Here is a 13826-nt window from a genome sequence, read left to right as displayed (position 1 = left end):
TCTCAGAAATTATAGTCGATGATCCGCCCGTCCAGATCGTCATAGTCGGACTGGGGGATGCTCCACAGATCCTCTTCGTCCCGGACTACTTGGACCACCTTGCTCTCGGCTTCCAGATAGCCGGATTCCGGCAGCTTTTCCAGCGTCAGGCCGATGATCATCCGGGCCCAGGCGGCGTCGTAGGCCTGGTATTCCTCGTCCGTCATGGCGTTTACGTCCACATCTGAATAGGCGGCGTCAAACGCCTGCACCAGGGAGGAGGCGGGCGTGTCGGAGGTGAGCTCGTCGGCGACCAGATGAAATACGTCAATGGGCTCCACCGTGACCTTCACGCCATAAGTGGCGTCGTCGATCTTGGCGGCGGGGTCCACCGTGAACCTGGACCGGGCATACACCTGCCGGTACAGATCCACGGCCTCGTCCAGGACGTCGCCTTCCATAAAGTCGATCCCGAACACGCCGGCAAAGTAATTGGCCTCGACCTCCAGGCCGTCCAAATAGTCCTCCTCGGCCTCCTTTTCCGAACAGTCGATCAGTTCCAGAAAGTCCGCGTCATACTGGCCGAGATAATTGCGGTCCAGGATGCCCTGGACGTATTGCGTGGCGACCTCGGTGTTGACGCCGCTGCCGCCGCAGGCCGCCAGGGACAGGGCCAGGGCGGCCGCCAGGGCCGCGGCACAGGCGCGCGTGCAGATGTGCCTCATGGGGTCACGTTCCCTTTCTTTGCTCTTTTCTGTGTCTGAGCCGCCCCGGAGCGGCGGCTCAGGCGCACACGTCAATGATGACCTGCGTGAAGATCTTGCAGGCGGTGAGCAGATCCTGAATGCAGGTGTGCTCGTCGGCACCGTGCATGTTGCCGTTGAAGCCGGGCATGCCGCAGCCGAAGGCCACGCCGCCGGGGATATCATGGACGTAGGTGCCGCCGCCGATGGCCAGGCACTCGCCCGTGCGCCCGGTATACGCCTCATAACAGCGCAGCAGCGTCTGCACGAAGGGAGAATCGGCGTCGGTATGGTGCGGGGCGTCCATGCCGCCCTCCACGGTGAAGCCGAATTTGGCAAAGGCGGCCTCCGCGGCCAACTTGCAGTTCTCTTCCGTGGCGCACAGGGGGAAGCGGCTGTCAAAACGGCCGGAGAGGCCGTGCTTGTTGACCTCCAGCAGGGAGAAGGCCAGCGTCAGCGCGCCGGAGACGGCGTCGGACTGGGCGATGCCCAGAGCGCGGCCCGCGCAGTCCCCGTGGGGGAAGAGCGCGTTCAGGGCATGGAGCGCGGCGGTGCTGCCCACCTTGGCCAGCGGCAGGGCGCACAGCAGATGCAGCAGCGCGGTGATGGCGTTGTTGCCCTCCTCCGGCAGGGAGGCGTGGGCGCCTTTGCCGTGGCAGAGGATGCGCAGGTCATCCCCCGCTTCGCTCAGCTCATAGACCGCTCCCGTCTCGGCGGCGGAGCGGTCGCAATAGGGACGGGCGGCCGCGGCGGAGAGGCCGGTGACCACACATTCCGCCTCGGGCGGCAGCACGTTGATGCGAAAGCCCCCCTGCAGCGCCGTGACCCTGGGGGTGGCGGTTTCCGGAGCCCAGGTCTTGGTAAAGGCGGGCTTATAGCTGCCCTTCTCAATGTTGATCACGGGGAATTCCGCATCGGGGGAGAAGGTATAGGGGGCGTAGGGCTCCCGGGCATAATAATAGGCGATGTCCCCGGAGCCGCTCTCCTCATCCGTGCCCAGGATCATGCGTACGTTGTAGTTCAGCTCGACCCCCAGCTCCCGCACGGCCTGCATGGCCATGAGGGCGCATACCACAGGGCCTTTGTCGTCGTCGGCGCCCCGGCCGTAGAGCATGCCGTCGACCAGCTTGGGCGTATAAGGCTCCGTCACGGTCCAGCCGGTGCCCTCGCCCACCACGTCCAGATGGCCCAGGATGTGCAGGCGGGTCTCTTTTTCGTTCAGGTCGGCGGTGCCCACATAATTTTCGTGGTTTTGGGCGGAAAGGCCCAGCTCCCCGCAGAGTGCGAGCGCTTCCGCCAGCGCGGCGGCGGGGCCGGGGCCGAAGGGCATGCCCGGCTGTGCGTCCTCCCGTACGCTGCGGATGCGCACCAGGCGGGAGATGGCCTGAACCAATTGCTCCTGACGCTTGGGGTCGTCAAAATAGGCTTCGATCTGCGCGCGGTCCATCAGGGTTCCTCCTTTTTTGATTCGTTCCGTCCCCCGGCGCTCCCGGAAAGCTCGCCCAGGTATTTGTACACCGTGTACCGGGATACCTGGAGCCGCTTGGCCGCAAAGGGCACCGATTTGCGGAAGGAAAACGCGTTTTTCTGATCCAGAAGAGCGATGATCTTCATCCGGTCCCGTTTGTTCAGGGCGTTCACCGGCTTGCCCACCGCCGCCAGGCACTCCTCAAACACCTGGTCCAGCTGCCCTTCGCCGCCGTGCCACATGGCGCTTTGCAGGTCGGCCTCGGCGCTCATCAGGTCCACCAGGATGCGGTTGGCGTAAACCAGGGAGGAGTAATCGAAATTGATGCCCAGGGCCAGATTGTAATCCGCCCCGATCAAATGGAAGGTGCTGCTCTTAATCTGCTGTCCGGACGGGGTTGTGGCATACAGATTGACAAAGTCGGTGACCAGAGCGTCCTGATCCAGCTCCCGTGCGGTCCCCAGAATATCCAGTGTGGAGCCGACCGTCCGGCCGGAGACATGTCCATTGTAGATGGACAGAATGGGATGGCGCGGATCTCCCATGTCGTGGACCAGCGTCTCGCAGGTGGAGCCGAACATCTCTGCAATGCCCCGGGCCGTGCGGTCCAGAAATTCAAAGGCCTCGTCCCGATCCATCCGCTCCACGTCCTTTCTCAATACAGGGTCCTCCGTCCACTGAGGTTACCCTCTATTTTACGCGAATAAGGCCCAAAAAGCAAGGCGATTTGCGTGGGCGCTTCAAACATGTTATACTGGCCCCAGCAGCCAAAAATCGTACAGTTTGGAGGGACGTTTATGGCCTCACTCAGCGCGGGAGAACGCCGCCGGGCGGTGCACGAGATCCTGCGGGCGGCGGACGGACCCGTCAGCGCCGCCGCGCTGGCGCGCCGCTTTTCCGTCAGCCGTCAGATCATTGTGGGAGACGTGGCCCTGCTGCGGGCTGGCGGAGCGGATATCTCCGCCACGCCGCGGGGGTATCTGGCCGGGCGGGGCGAGGCGGGGGTCACAGGCAGCGTGGCCTGCGTCCACACGCCGGAGCAGATGGGGGCGGAGCTTACCGCCATCGTGGACGCCGGGGGCGAGGTGGTGGACGTGATCGTGGAGCACCCGGTCTACGGACAGCTTACCGGCGTGCTGCGCCTGCGCTCCCGGTACGACGTGGCGGAATTTCTGCGCCGGGTGGCGGAACACGAGGCAAAGCCGTTGTCCGGGCTGACCGGCGGGATCCACCTGCACACCATCCGCTGTCCGGACGGCGATACTTACCAAAGGGTAATCAAAGCCTTGGAAAATCAGGGGTTTTTGCTCAAGATGCGGTAATTTAACAAGTTAAAGTAAGCGGTGTATAGCAAATTTGCCGAAAAAGTATTGCTAAATTGTGAATGATGGTGTATCATATACGTGAATCCTTGGGTTGGGGAGGCTTTTAGGATTCGCAATTTTTAAGGGAGGGCTATGAATGAACTCAGCTCGCATGAGAAAATTTGGCAAGCTACTGATCGTTCTGTTCGCGCTCGCATCTGTACTTATGACCGTCGCCTTTGCAGAAGGAGACGGAGAAGCGGTCAGCCGCTTCTATGGCACCATCTGGTCCCTGCTGCCGCCTGTGGTGGCAATCGCTCTGGCTCTGATCACCAAGGAAGTCTATTCGTCCCTGTTCATCGGCATCATCGTGGGCTTCCTGCTTCAGGCTGACTTCCATCCCGTCAACGCGTTCAACCTGTTCATCACGGAGCTGGGCGGCAATATCGGCGGCAACGCCGGTATCCTGATCTTCCTGGTCATTCTGGGCACCATGGTGGCCCTGATGATCCGGGCCGGCGGCTCCAAGGCTTACGGCGACTGGGCCGTCGCTCACATCAAGACCAAGTCCGGCGCCCTGTGGGCCACGTTTATCCTGGCCATCGTGCTGGGCGTGGACGACTACTTCAACAACCTCACCACCGGCAACGTCATGCGTCCCGTGACCGACGGCCACAAGATCTCCCGCGCCAAGCTGGCCTATATGTGCGACGCCACAGCCGCGCCCGTTTGCATCATGATGCCCGTTTCCTCCTGGGCTGCCGCCGTTACCGGCGTCATCAACAACGAGGAGCTGGGCTTCCAGATCTTCCTGCGGGCCATTCCCTATAACTACTACGCAGTCCTCACCATGGTCTTCATCATTGTCATGACCGCTCTGAATGTGGACTACGGTCCCATGAAGACCCACGAGGACAACGCCGCCAAGGGCGACCTGTACACCACAGCCGAGCGTCCCTTCGCCGGAGCGGAGGAGATGAAGTTCAACCCCAACGGCAAGGTGATCGACCTGATCATCCCCGTGATCATCCTGATCATCGGCTGCGTGGGCGGCCTGATTTACGCCGGCTATCTGAACGGCGGCACTACTCTGCTGGAGATGTTCGCCAACACCGACGCGTTCTTCGGCCTGCCCTTCGGCTCCGGTATCGCGCTGATTATCAACTTCATCTACTTTATTATCCGCCGTTCCATGAAGTTCACGGAACTGATGGACTGCCTGCCGGAGGGCTTTAAGCAGATGGTCCCGGCCATTCTGATCCTGTGCTTTGCCTGGACCATCGGCGGCGTGACCCGCTACGGCCTGGGTGCTCCTGAGTTCGTGGCCGGCATTGTGGAGAATATTGGTCCTGGTCTGCACAATATGCTGCCTGCCATCGTCTTCCTGATTGCCTGCGGCCTGGGCTTTGCCACCGGCACCTCCTGGGGTACCTTCGGCATCCTGCTGCCCATCGTGCTGGAGATCTTCACCCCCGGCGGCTTCGACAACCTGACGGTCGATGCGCTGAACAATGTGCCCATCCTGATGGTCGGCATCGGCGCCACCTTGGGCGGCGCGGTCTGCGGCGACCACTGCTCGCCCATCTCTGATACGACCATTATGGCGTCCTCCGGCGCACAGTGCTATCACATCAACCACGTGAATACACAGCTGCCCTACGCTATGACTGTGGCCGGTATCTCCTTCGTCAACTATGTCATCACCGGTCTCATCATTGACTATGTGCCTCAGATCGTATGCCTCGTGATCGCTATCGCCACCACCGTGGGTACCATGCTGGTGATTGGCAAGGTAAATCACTCCATGCGGGTACACTCTGTCCGCTGAGCAGGCGCGAAGCGGTGTCTCTGAGAGAACACCATAGGTAATTGCTTACCGGGAGGTCTCATTGATTTGAGACCTCCCGGTTTTTGCCTGTCCGCCGCAGGGGCCGGGAACTGGCATGGAGTTTGTATCAAACAGGAGCATCAAAAAATGTAGGTTAGTCAAACATATTGGACAGTGGACTCTGCGGGAGAAAGCCGGTGAAGGGGCCCCATGGGGAAGTTGTTGGAGCGGCGGTTGTGGATGGCGAGCTGGTTTTTAAAGTCGTCCAAGGAAAAAAAGTGTGAGAAGCATAGAACCGTTTCTGGTCCTCCCGGTGTCTACGTTCCACTTTACCGTTGTGGCGGGGTGTATAAGGACGGATGAGTTTGTGCCGGATGCCTGGTTTAGCGGCGGCAGCTTCAAACAGGGTGGGAAGGTCCCACTTGCTGTTGGGAAAGCGGTTGGTGAACTCAAAACCGTTATCCGTTTGGACGCACTCCACCCGGATGCCTCGGCAGGCATACCACTTCCGCAACTTTTTCAGGAAATCGGCGGAGGAGTAAGTCGTTTGCTCGGGGTAGGAAGCCGGGAAGCGCAGGCGGGTGAACTCGCCAATAGCCGTATATTGGAACAGGCGAAGCTCCTGGTCTGCAATACGCCTGCGGGGCACTACTTTCACATCCACCTGGACCCGCTGGCCGGGATAGGTCATCTGCTCGTAAGGCTTGGGTTTGTATGCGTTTTTCTTCTCGGCCTGCGGGAACAGTCCCAGCTTGCGCATGACCCGGAACAAGCTCTCCGGGCGGCGGGTATAGCCCCGCTGCCGCAGGCGGTGCCACAGTTCCACCATACCTAACTTGGGGTTTCTGCGGCGCATATCCCGGATCAGCTTCAGATCCGCCTCTGTGTGCTGATTGGGATGGCTGTGCGGGCGTCTGGACGGGCAGGCCAGGGACTGCACCGTCCCGTCCCAGCGGGTCTTCCAGAAGTAGATGTATGACCGGCTCTTGTTGTACTTCCGGCTGGCGCGGCTGACCCCGTAGTTCTCCGCGTATTTCATCAGGGATTGCCGATACGCCATGTCTTGTGTTATACGCTTGCTCATGAAGGATATGACCCCCTCTCATCAAGTTGTTGTGTGGTAACTCAACTTTATCCGATGAGGCCATTTCCTTCATCCTTTTTTATTCATCTGTCCAATATGTATTGTACTCTTACATGTATCAAACAGGAGCATCAAAAAAGTTCTTGACAAAGAGGGGTAGATATGATATTCTATTCAAGCACTAAAAAGCAAGTGAGACTAGGGCCCTCCATGCCGGAGTGGCGGAATTGGCAGACGCCCGGGACTTAAAATCCCGTGGGAGAGATCCCGTGCCGGTTCGACCCCGGTCTCCGGCACCATATCGCGGGGTAGAGCAGTTTGGTAGCTCGTCGGGCTCATAACCCGGAGGTCGAAGGTTCAAATCCTTCCCCCGCAACCAGAAGATATCCCTGGAGCCGCAACGGTTCCAGGGATTTTCTTTTGTTGTCTGCTTAAAGCATGATTTGGCGCATATCTGGCGCGCAAGCCACAGAAACACTCTCGTGATTTGAAAAGAAGGACGGCGGCCCACGCTGGGGCTACCGCCCTTCTCCACTATCCGCCGCCCTCCACTCTGGCCGCCGCATTCTCGATATCCGCTACGGTGATCAGCTCCCAGTGCTTTTTGGGGATGTCCAGACAGACCGCTTCCCCGTAATAATTCTCCAGCGGGAGCTCATGGGTGTACGGGGATTCCGGGATCACGTGGGAGGGGGAGTCGGCATGGGTCGAGTTGTGCATGTGGAAGTCGTTAAAGGTCTGGAGCAGCCGATAATGCATAGGCATATGCTGCACCCGGTCGATGTGGAAATCGCCGTTGGACGGCCACAGCGGATTACCGCGGCCAAAGGGGTGGGACAGGTCTACGAGCACTTGCTTTCCCATAATGTAATTTCTCCTTCTTTTTTGATTTGACAGGATCGATATACCTTTGCGGGAGGACTATATATAATGCCTGCAAGCGTCATGCCAACTTTCCGGAATGTTCGCTGAAAAATGGCCGTAGTGGGAACGTGCCCCTGTTACAGCGTTATTTCCCTGTATGCGACAAAAAACGCCGATTTTTTATCGGATTCCTTGTTGCAGATTGCAAATGTGCAATGCGCTTTTCTTTTCTTGTTGCAAAACGGAAATTATGATATACTATATAATAAAATTTAACGCCAGCCTCTCCAGGAAAGGAAAATGATATGGACCAATATGTCGCAATCCGCGATACACGCATTGCACTGCAGAAGTTGATCGCCTCGGTACAGGACCAGCACCTTGTGACCGCGCTCAATGGAATCGACCGAGCCTTGGCGGTGTTCCATGACCGGGGGATCGACTTTAAAGAAGTGACGGATCACCTGGACGACAGCCTTCTGATTACAGATGCCGACGGGATCGTTCTATATATTAATCTTGCCTACACTAAAAATACCGGCATTACAGAGGAGGACGTGCTGGGGAAAGATATCCACCAGCTGATTGGGACGGACAAGCTGTTTACCGGAGGAGCGGTCTGCAGCGTGCTGGAGGGGAAAAAGCAGGTGTTTCGTCTCTCTACAACTTACAAGACGGAGCAGCCCCTTATGGGATACGTCGTGGGCACGCCGCTGTTTCGTCCCGACGGAAGCTTACGGCAGGTGGTAGCGTGCAGCCGCCCAATCCCCTCTCTGCGTTCCCTTCAGGATGATTTTGAAACGTTTGTCCACGAGGTGAATTCTCTAAAGCCGAAGTCGATCAATAAGGAATCCGCCAAGGAGCTGTCCGAGGGGATGGTTGGGCGCTATGGCTCCCTGGAGCAGATTGGTGTCCTGATCGATCATGTCGCCCCCACAGATGCGTCCATTCTGATTACCGGGGAGTCGGGCGTGGGGAAAGAGGTCATCGCAGATGAGATCTACCGCAGGAGCCTGCGCAACGACAAACCATATGTAAAGATCAACTGTGCTTCCATTCCGGCTCACTTGTTGGAATCGGAGCTGTTCGGTTATGAGAAAGGCGCGTTTACCGGAGCCAATACCAAGGGAAAGATCGGCCTGTTCGAGTATGCCAACAACGGTACGCTCATGCTGGATGAGATCGGCGATATGTCGATGGATCTCCAGGTGAAACTCCTGCGCGCAATCCAATCCCAAGAGATCACCCGGATTGGCGGCACCAAGCCAATCCGGCTGAACATCCGCTTCCTGGCGCTGACCAATGCGGATCTCAAAAAGAAGGTGGCGGAAGGGGGATTCCGCCAGGATCTGTATTATCGCCTAAATGTGATCCCGATCCGTGTACCGCCCCTGCGGGAGCGGCAGCAGGACTTGGAGGCCCTCTGTGATCATTTTATCGACCGCTTCAGCCGGAAATACAGCCGAAGTTTTCACCTGACGCAGCGTCAGTTGGACTATATGAAGGAATACTCATGGCCGGGCAATATCCGGGAACTGGAGAATCTGATCGAATACTTAGTTCTATGCAGCTCCGGGATCGGACAAGTGGGAGACGAGATGCTGGCGGGGCTTTTGAATCTTGACAAAGGGGTGCTCCTGGCCGAAGAGCCGCGTAAGCCCATGGTACCTGCCGTCCCGGGCCTGGAAGAAGAAATTGACTTCAATGCCGCTGTATGCGCCTATGAAAAACAGCTGTTAGAATACGCCTTGCGCGGTTCTTCCACACTGCAGGAAGCAGGGAAGAAGCTGAATCTGCATGCGTCTACGGTCTGCCGGAAAATCAAACAGTATCAAATAGAGTATGGCCGTCAGAAGCGGCGAGGGCTGTAAACGGAGTACGGGATTGCAGATGCCCCTAAAACGTACAGACCCAAAGGACACTATATCAAACCCTCTTATGATATGCGCCAGGTCAGCGTACCAAAGGGGGGCAAGACGACCATCCAGGCCTGCTCAGATTTACGGCCAGGCGGGCTCCCGTTCAAATTTGGCGCACAATCACGCGGAGGCCGAAGGCTCAAATCCTTCCCCCGCAACCAAAGAAGGTACCGTCTCAGGATTTCAGAGACGGTACCTTCTTTTGGCGCGTCAGGGACAGGTTTGCGGGCCTGTTTGGTTTTGCCGGGCTGGAACAGCGGCATGCCTTCCCCGGTGCCAATGGAATACGCTCCGGCCAAAGGCCCGTATGGAAGCGCGGCGCGACCTGTAAAACGCCAACAGACGGTTACGCGGCTGCGTAAACAGAGGCGAGGAACCGTTCAAACCGTTCTTCCGGGGACGGCAGCCCCGCTTCTTGCGGGGCCTCCCGTTCAGCTCATCAGCAGCAGACAGAATGTACGCAGGGTAGAATGATTCTATGGATACGCCTTTTGGGACGAAAGTCCGAAGCAGGCCGTTATGGCGCGCATTCTGAGGACGTTCCCAAGAGGGGGAGGGGGGCGGAGGAGACCTGGCTGCCCCAGTTTTCAACCTGGGCAAAACCGGAGAACTCCGGGCCGTTGTCCCCGGTAATGCTCTTAAAGACCTGTGAGAACGTTTCCCCAAACGCCTCTTTGCGCAGCTGCGTGGCGTTCAGCACGGAATCCAGGTTCTTGCCGAGAAGATGGAGGGCGACGTAGCTTTCCGTTTTCTTCTCCAACAGAGAGAGGCTAACGGCCTTCTTGCCAGACTTCCTGTCCACCACGCTATCGCCTTCCCCGTGGTCTTCCCTGATGCGAAGCGCTGCAATTACAGACTGCACAGAGATGCTGCTGCCGTAGTTCTTTTTGTCCACGCGGGGCTTCAACGTTTTGTGTCGCGTTTGCTTTACCGCCTCCGGCAGCTCCGTCACAGCCAAATCAAGATTGCCGGCCCGGACCTGACGCTTGCGATGCTGGATGGCTCCTCTTTCTTCACGTCCAAGATGCTGTCCCTTCCTGCGTTCTGCGCCTTCTGTGATCGAATCTTGGCAGTCCATAGTGATCGCCCTCCCTTGGCAGGCGCCGTGTAGGAACTCCATTCTACCATGCGGAGAGAATCAATATGGATTTTTTGTTAGGTGACCAGCTTCCTTATGGGGTCAACCGTTCCATTTGTTCGGCATCGGAATGGAAAAGGCGTTTCGGCGGGGGTATGAGCCTTCTTCTGCATCCTGCACGGGATGCGTTCATCGGGGGCCCGCTTCTGGGAAAGCGTATTAAACGGATGCGGACCCGTTTGGCCCGGTTGAACGGCAGAAACGGGCAGGACCTCCGGAACGCGCGGACGACGCGCTCCGGAGGTCCTGCCGGCCAGAATGGAAATGAGTCACTTCGTGGGACTCACGAAGCGCAGACAGACGCGGCGAGTGTCCGCGATCAGACATCCTCCGTCAGGAGGGGGTATAGGGCGGACAGCAGATTCGCCGTACCCCGGATCCCTGCGAACGGAAGATGGGTGCTGAACAATTGCTGGTGAAGGACGGGCGTATCCAGGCACAGGGAAGGGTGCTGCGGATACAGGCGGCACAAAATGCCGCTGCCCAGCAGGACCGCCCCGGCTGGAGGCTGCGTCAGAAACGCGTGCTCCGGCGGCGTCGAGACGGAAAGCTTCAGTTCGCCGGAAAGAAAGGAAGCCAAACAAGCTGCGCGTTCCGGCCGCACACAGAGCCGGAGCTCCCGTTTTGGCCAGGGGCGGAGGGCAAATTGGAATTCCCGCACGGCCTGCTCCGCCTCCCGGCGGTCGGCTGACCAGGCCGGGGAGGGCGCCTGTTCCAAAAGGCGGGATACGGATTCCACCAGCCGGGCGCTGCCCCGTACCCCGTAAGGAAGCCCCCGGCAAACGGGAACGCCCCACAGCGCCTGCGCGGCTTCCGCCAACGGCAGCGCAGCGGGAGAAGCGGCCAGCAGCAGCCGGGCGGATCGAAGTTCCTCCAGGCGGTAGCGGCCCTGCGGGTCGTTGCGGCAGGCCAGGCCGAAATAGTCCGCGAACATGCGGCGCAGTTCGTTCAGATCGGAACGGCCGTTCCAATCGGTCTGGTCCAGCCCCAGCACCACGACGCCGCCGGCCGCGCCGCGGTCCGCTTTGGGCGGCAGGGTGCGCAGGTAATCGGCCCCTGCGGCATAGGCGCTGCGCTGCCCGTCCTGCTCCGTGCCCTGCACCGGCACCCGGTCCCACACGGACAAGCGGGCCCGAAGACCGGGCTGCAGCTGGCGGCGGACTTGTTCCAGATCAGCGCCGATGATCTCGCTGACCGGAGAAGAGGTAAGAAAAAGCAGACCGGGGGCACGGGCCGCATCTACCGCCCGGAGCGCGTCTTCCAGCGGCCGGGTGTCCCCGAAAATGACCTGACGTTCCTCCATGCCGGAGGTAAAGAGGTTTTCCGCCCCGCCCTGGAGAGCGGACTGGGCGTAGTGCATAGTCCCTTCCGGGCCGAACTCCACCAGGGCGGCGTCCAGCCAGCCGGATACGGTCCGCAGAAAGCCCATCCGGGGCGATATGGGAGGCAGGGTCTCAAACACGTTCATCGCGCGTACTCCTCTCCTGCGGCCCCGGCGGCGTCCCCAAGCTGAGACAGGCAGCTGCGGTAGAAGGAAAAGCCGGCCTCCACCGGGATGGTGCGGAAGTTTACGTGGCGCACAGGATAGCGCCGGATCGCCTGGCCTGCGGCGCCGATGAAGTAATCCGGCGTCTGTTCGGCCAGCATGGCCTCCACGGCGTCCGAACTGGCGTTTTGCAGCAGCAGCGGATCGGCCTGCCCGGCCAGCGCCAGACGGGACTCGTCCGTGTGGTCCAGCACGCTGCCCAGAAAAATGCAGGTGGGGATCATCCCCAGGCGGGACAGGAACAGGCAGGTCTCAAAAGGATAGAGGATGACCTGGCTGTAAAAAAAGGTCTTGCCGCCCACCAGGGGACGCAGCGCCTCCGACCGGGCGGCGGCCTCCCGGCGCTGGGCGCCGATCCAGGATGCCAGAGGTTCGCCGGTCAGCCGGGCCAGCTGGCGCCAAGCTTCCGTGATCCGCTCCAGGTCCAGCTTTTGGTCGAAACGGACGAAGGGAATACCGAACTCCGACTGGAGGGACCGGGCGACTCCCAGTCCCGTCCCGTCCAGAACCAGCGTAAAGGAGACGCCGGGCAGCGCTTCGATCTGATCCAGGCTGGCCTCATAGGGAAGGATGCTCTGGAGGGTGTAGCCGCGCTCCTGCAGGAAGCGTACCGGCTCGGCCCGCTCTGCGCCCCGATGGCGCACGCCCAGGACGGCAAAGGCCCTTGCCTGCGGCGGCCTGGGCTTCAGCCCTCGGACCAGGGCGGACAGGGCGGCCTCCATCCCCTCGAAATAGCTGAAGGTTCTGAAATGCTCCGTGGGGATGAGCGCAAGCGTCTTGCCGGTGCGCCTGCCGACGGCGTCCACTACGCTTTGCAGGTCTTCAGACAGAAGCTCCACGCTGCAGGAGGTCACCAGAAATACGCCCCGGGTCCCCGCGCGCCGGGCTTCGCGCTCCAGGAGCTGCTCCAGCTGGGGCCGGATGCCGAAGATCAGATCCGCATCGGACAGCTGGAGCGCCAGCACCCGGGAGCTTTCCGCCCCGCTCGGGGCGGAAAGCCGGTGCTCCAGGGCGGCCTTCTGGGCGTAATAGACACAGTCCTGGGTCCCCAGGTACAAAAGCGTAATGCCGCCGATCCCCCGCAGGACCGCACCCGCGCCGAAGAGGGGGCAATGCTTCCCCGGCGAGATGGCGCAGCTGTACCGCGGGACCGCCCTGGCGGCGGTATACTCACGCAGGCGCATCCGTCCGCCCTCCGATCCCGCCGCCCCAGGCCCCGATCAGCCGGTCTGCAAGAGCCTGATAAACAAGCGCCTGTCCGCTGTCCGGAAAGCGGGCCACAACGGTGCTTCCGGCCTCCTCCGCCTCCTGCACCAGACCGCACCGGGGGATGCGGGCCACGATGGGGAGCTGGTTTTCCTCTGCGAAGGCCCGGATGCGCTCCGCCTCATGCGGGATATTCCGCTCGTTGATCACCAGACCGCCCAGGATCAGGCCGGAGTATTGCGAAAACTCCCGCACCGCAGAGCAGATGTTTCCAGCGGCATATAAGGACATGAGCTCCCCGCTGGTCACCACCAGCACCACGTCGGCATAGCCGCCCCGCAGGGGCATGGCAAAGCCCCCGCAGACCACGTCGCCCAGCACATCGTACAAAACCACGTCGGGCCGGCAGATCTCATAGGCCCGCAGGGCGGCCAACTGCTCAAAGGCGGTGACGATGCCCTTCCCGGCACAGCCGCGGCCGGGGGCGGGCCCTCCGGCCTCAGCGCACAGCACGCCGCCCTCCCCGGGAAAGACGATGTCCTCCAGCGCGGGAGCGGCGCCGGAGCGCAGGGCGTCCAGAATGGTGGGGATGCGGCGCCCGCCCATGAGCGTACGGGTGGAATCGGCCTTGGGATCGCAGCCCACCTGCATCACCCGCAGGCCACGCCCGGCCAGGGCGGCGGCCAGATTGGAAACAGTGGTGGATTTGCCGATCCCGCCCTTTCCATAAACGGCGACCTTTAACAT

At 60.3% G+C, this 13826-nt stretch carries 12 protein-coding genes and 2 tRNA genes; 5 read left to right on the top strand and 9 right to left on the bottom strand.

The annotated features are described in order from the left end of the window. Positions 1-2 precede the first annotated feature (2 nt). From H8S57_RS04885 to H8S57_RS04875, 3 genes are read right to left on the bottom strand one after another with little or no spacing between them, the layout of a single operon-like run. Complete coding sequence (locus tag H8S57_RS04885; protein ID WP_186906953.1) at positions 3-704, bottom strand: hypothetical protein; 702 nt, start codon at positions 702-704, stop codon at positions 3-5. A gap of 58 nt (positions 705-762) precedes the next feature. Then, positions 763-2169 carry a Sapep family Mn(2+)-dependent dipeptidase gene (locus tag H8S57_RS04880; RefSeq protein WP_186906952.1) on the bottom strand — a complete coding sequence of 469 codons (1407 nt, stop codon included), beginning with the start codon at positions 2167-2169 and terminating at the stop codon, positions 763-765. After that, positions 2169-2849 (bottom strand): helix-turn-helix transcriptional regulator, encoded by a 681-nt coding sequence (locus tag H8S57_RS04875; RefSeq protein ID WP_243204689.1) that lies wholly within the window; start codon positions 2847-2849, stop codon positions 2169-2171. Before H8S57_RS04875 ends, H8S57_RS04880 begins: the two co-directional genes overlap by 1 nt. 138 nt (positions 2850-2987) lie before the next feature. Here H8S57_RS04875 and H8S57_RS04870 point away from each other — a divergent pair, with 138 nt between their 5' ends. Both H8S57_RS04870 and H8S57_RS04865 read left to right on the top strand, forming a co-directional pair. Continuing rightward, a complete protein-coding gene (locus H8S57_RS04870) occupies positions 2988-3512 on the top strand; it encodes a transcription repressor NadR (protein ID WP_186906951.1) in 525 nt (174 codons plus the stop codon). Between the two features lie 139 nt (positions 3513-3651). After that, on the top strand, positions 3652-5322 hold the full coding sequence (locus H8S57_RS04865) for a Na+/H+ antiporter NhaC family protein (RefSeq protein ID WP_186906950.1): 1671 nt from the start codon (positions 3652-3654) through the stop codon (positions 5320-5322). A 154-nt stretch (positions 5323-5476) separates the two neighbouring features. Here the strand turns inward: H8S57_RS04865 and H8S57_RS04860 are convergent, their stop codons facing one another. Beyond that, entirely contained in the window at positions 5477-6406 is a 930-nt protein-coding gene (locus H8S57_RS04860) for a DDE-type integrase/transposase/recombinase (protein WP_243204688.1), read from the bottom strand. A gap of 212 nt (positions 6407-6618) precedes the next feature. Here H8S57_RS04860 and H8S57_RS04855 point away from each other — a divergent pair. Both H8S57_RS04855 and H8S57_RS04850 read left to right on the top strand, forming a co-directional pair. Beyond that, positions 6619-6705 (top strand) — tRNA-Leu (locus H8S57_RS04855). A gap of 3 nt (positions 6706-6708) precedes the next feature. Then, a tRNA-Met gene (locus tag H8S57_RS04850) sits at positions 6709-6785 on the top strand. A 155-nt stretch (positions 6786-6940) separates the two neighbouring features. On the opposite strand, the gene H8S57_RS04845 is transcribed toward H8S57_RS04850, so the two are convergent. Next, on the bottom strand, positions 6941-7270 hold the full coding sequence (locus H8S57_RS04845) for a cyclase family protein (RefSeq protein ID WP_186906949.1): 330 nt from the start codon (positions 7268-7270) through the stop codon (positions 6941-6943). Between the two features lie 305 nt (positions 7271-7575). Between H8S57_RS04845 and H8S57_RS04840 the strand changes: the two genes are divergently transcribed. Continuing rightward, positions 7576-9141 carry a sigma-54 interaction domain-containing protein gene (locus tag H8S57_RS04840; protein WP_186906948.1) on the top strand — a complete coding sequence of 522 codons (1566 nt, stop codon included), beginning with the start codon at positions 7576-7578 and terminating at the stop codon, positions 9139-9141. A gap of 565 nt (positions 9142-9706) precedes the next feature. Here H8S57_RS04840 and H8S57_RS04835 read toward each other — a convergent pair. The 4 genes from H8S57_RS04835 to H8S57_RS04820 all read right to left on the bottom strand — a co-directional run bounded on the left by H8S57_RS04835 (position 9707) and on the right by H8S57_RS04820 (position 13826). Continuing rightward, a complete protein-coding gene (locus H8S57_RS04835; RefSeq protein WP_186906947.1) occupies positions 9707-10267 on the bottom strand; it encodes a hypothetical protein in 561 nt (186 codons plus the stop codon). A 379-nt stretch (positions 10268-10646) separates the two neighbouring features. Continuing rightward, entirely contained in the window at positions 10647-11795 is a 1149-nt protein-coding gene (locus H8S57_RS04830; RefSeq protein ID WP_186906946.1) for a nitrogenase component 1, read from the bottom strand. Further along, positions 11792-13057 carry a nitrogenase component 1 gene (locus H8S57_RS04825; protein ID WP_186906945.1) on the bottom strand — a complete coding sequence of 422 codons (1266 nt, stop codon included), beginning with the start codon at positions 13055-13057 and terminating at the stop codon, positions 11792-11794. Before H8S57_RS04825 ends, H8S57_RS04830 begins: the two co-directional genes overlap by 4 nt. Further along, positions 13044-13826, bottom strand: coding sequence for a nucleotide-binding protein (locus tag H8S57_RS04820; RefSeq protein WP_186906944.1), 783 nt, complete (start codon positions 13824-13826; stop codon positions 13044-13046). Before H8S57_RS04820 ends, H8S57_RS04825 begins: the two co-directional genes overlap by 14 nt.

It is taken from the genome of Lawsonibacter hominis (assembly GCF_014287895.1).
Taxonomy (GTDB): Bacteria; Bacillota; Clostridia; order Oscillospirales; family Oscillospiraceae; genus Lawsonibacter_A; species Lawsonibacter_A hominis.
Note: the sequence above shows the minus strand (reverse complement) of the source record. Positions and strands in the feature narration are given on the sequence as shown.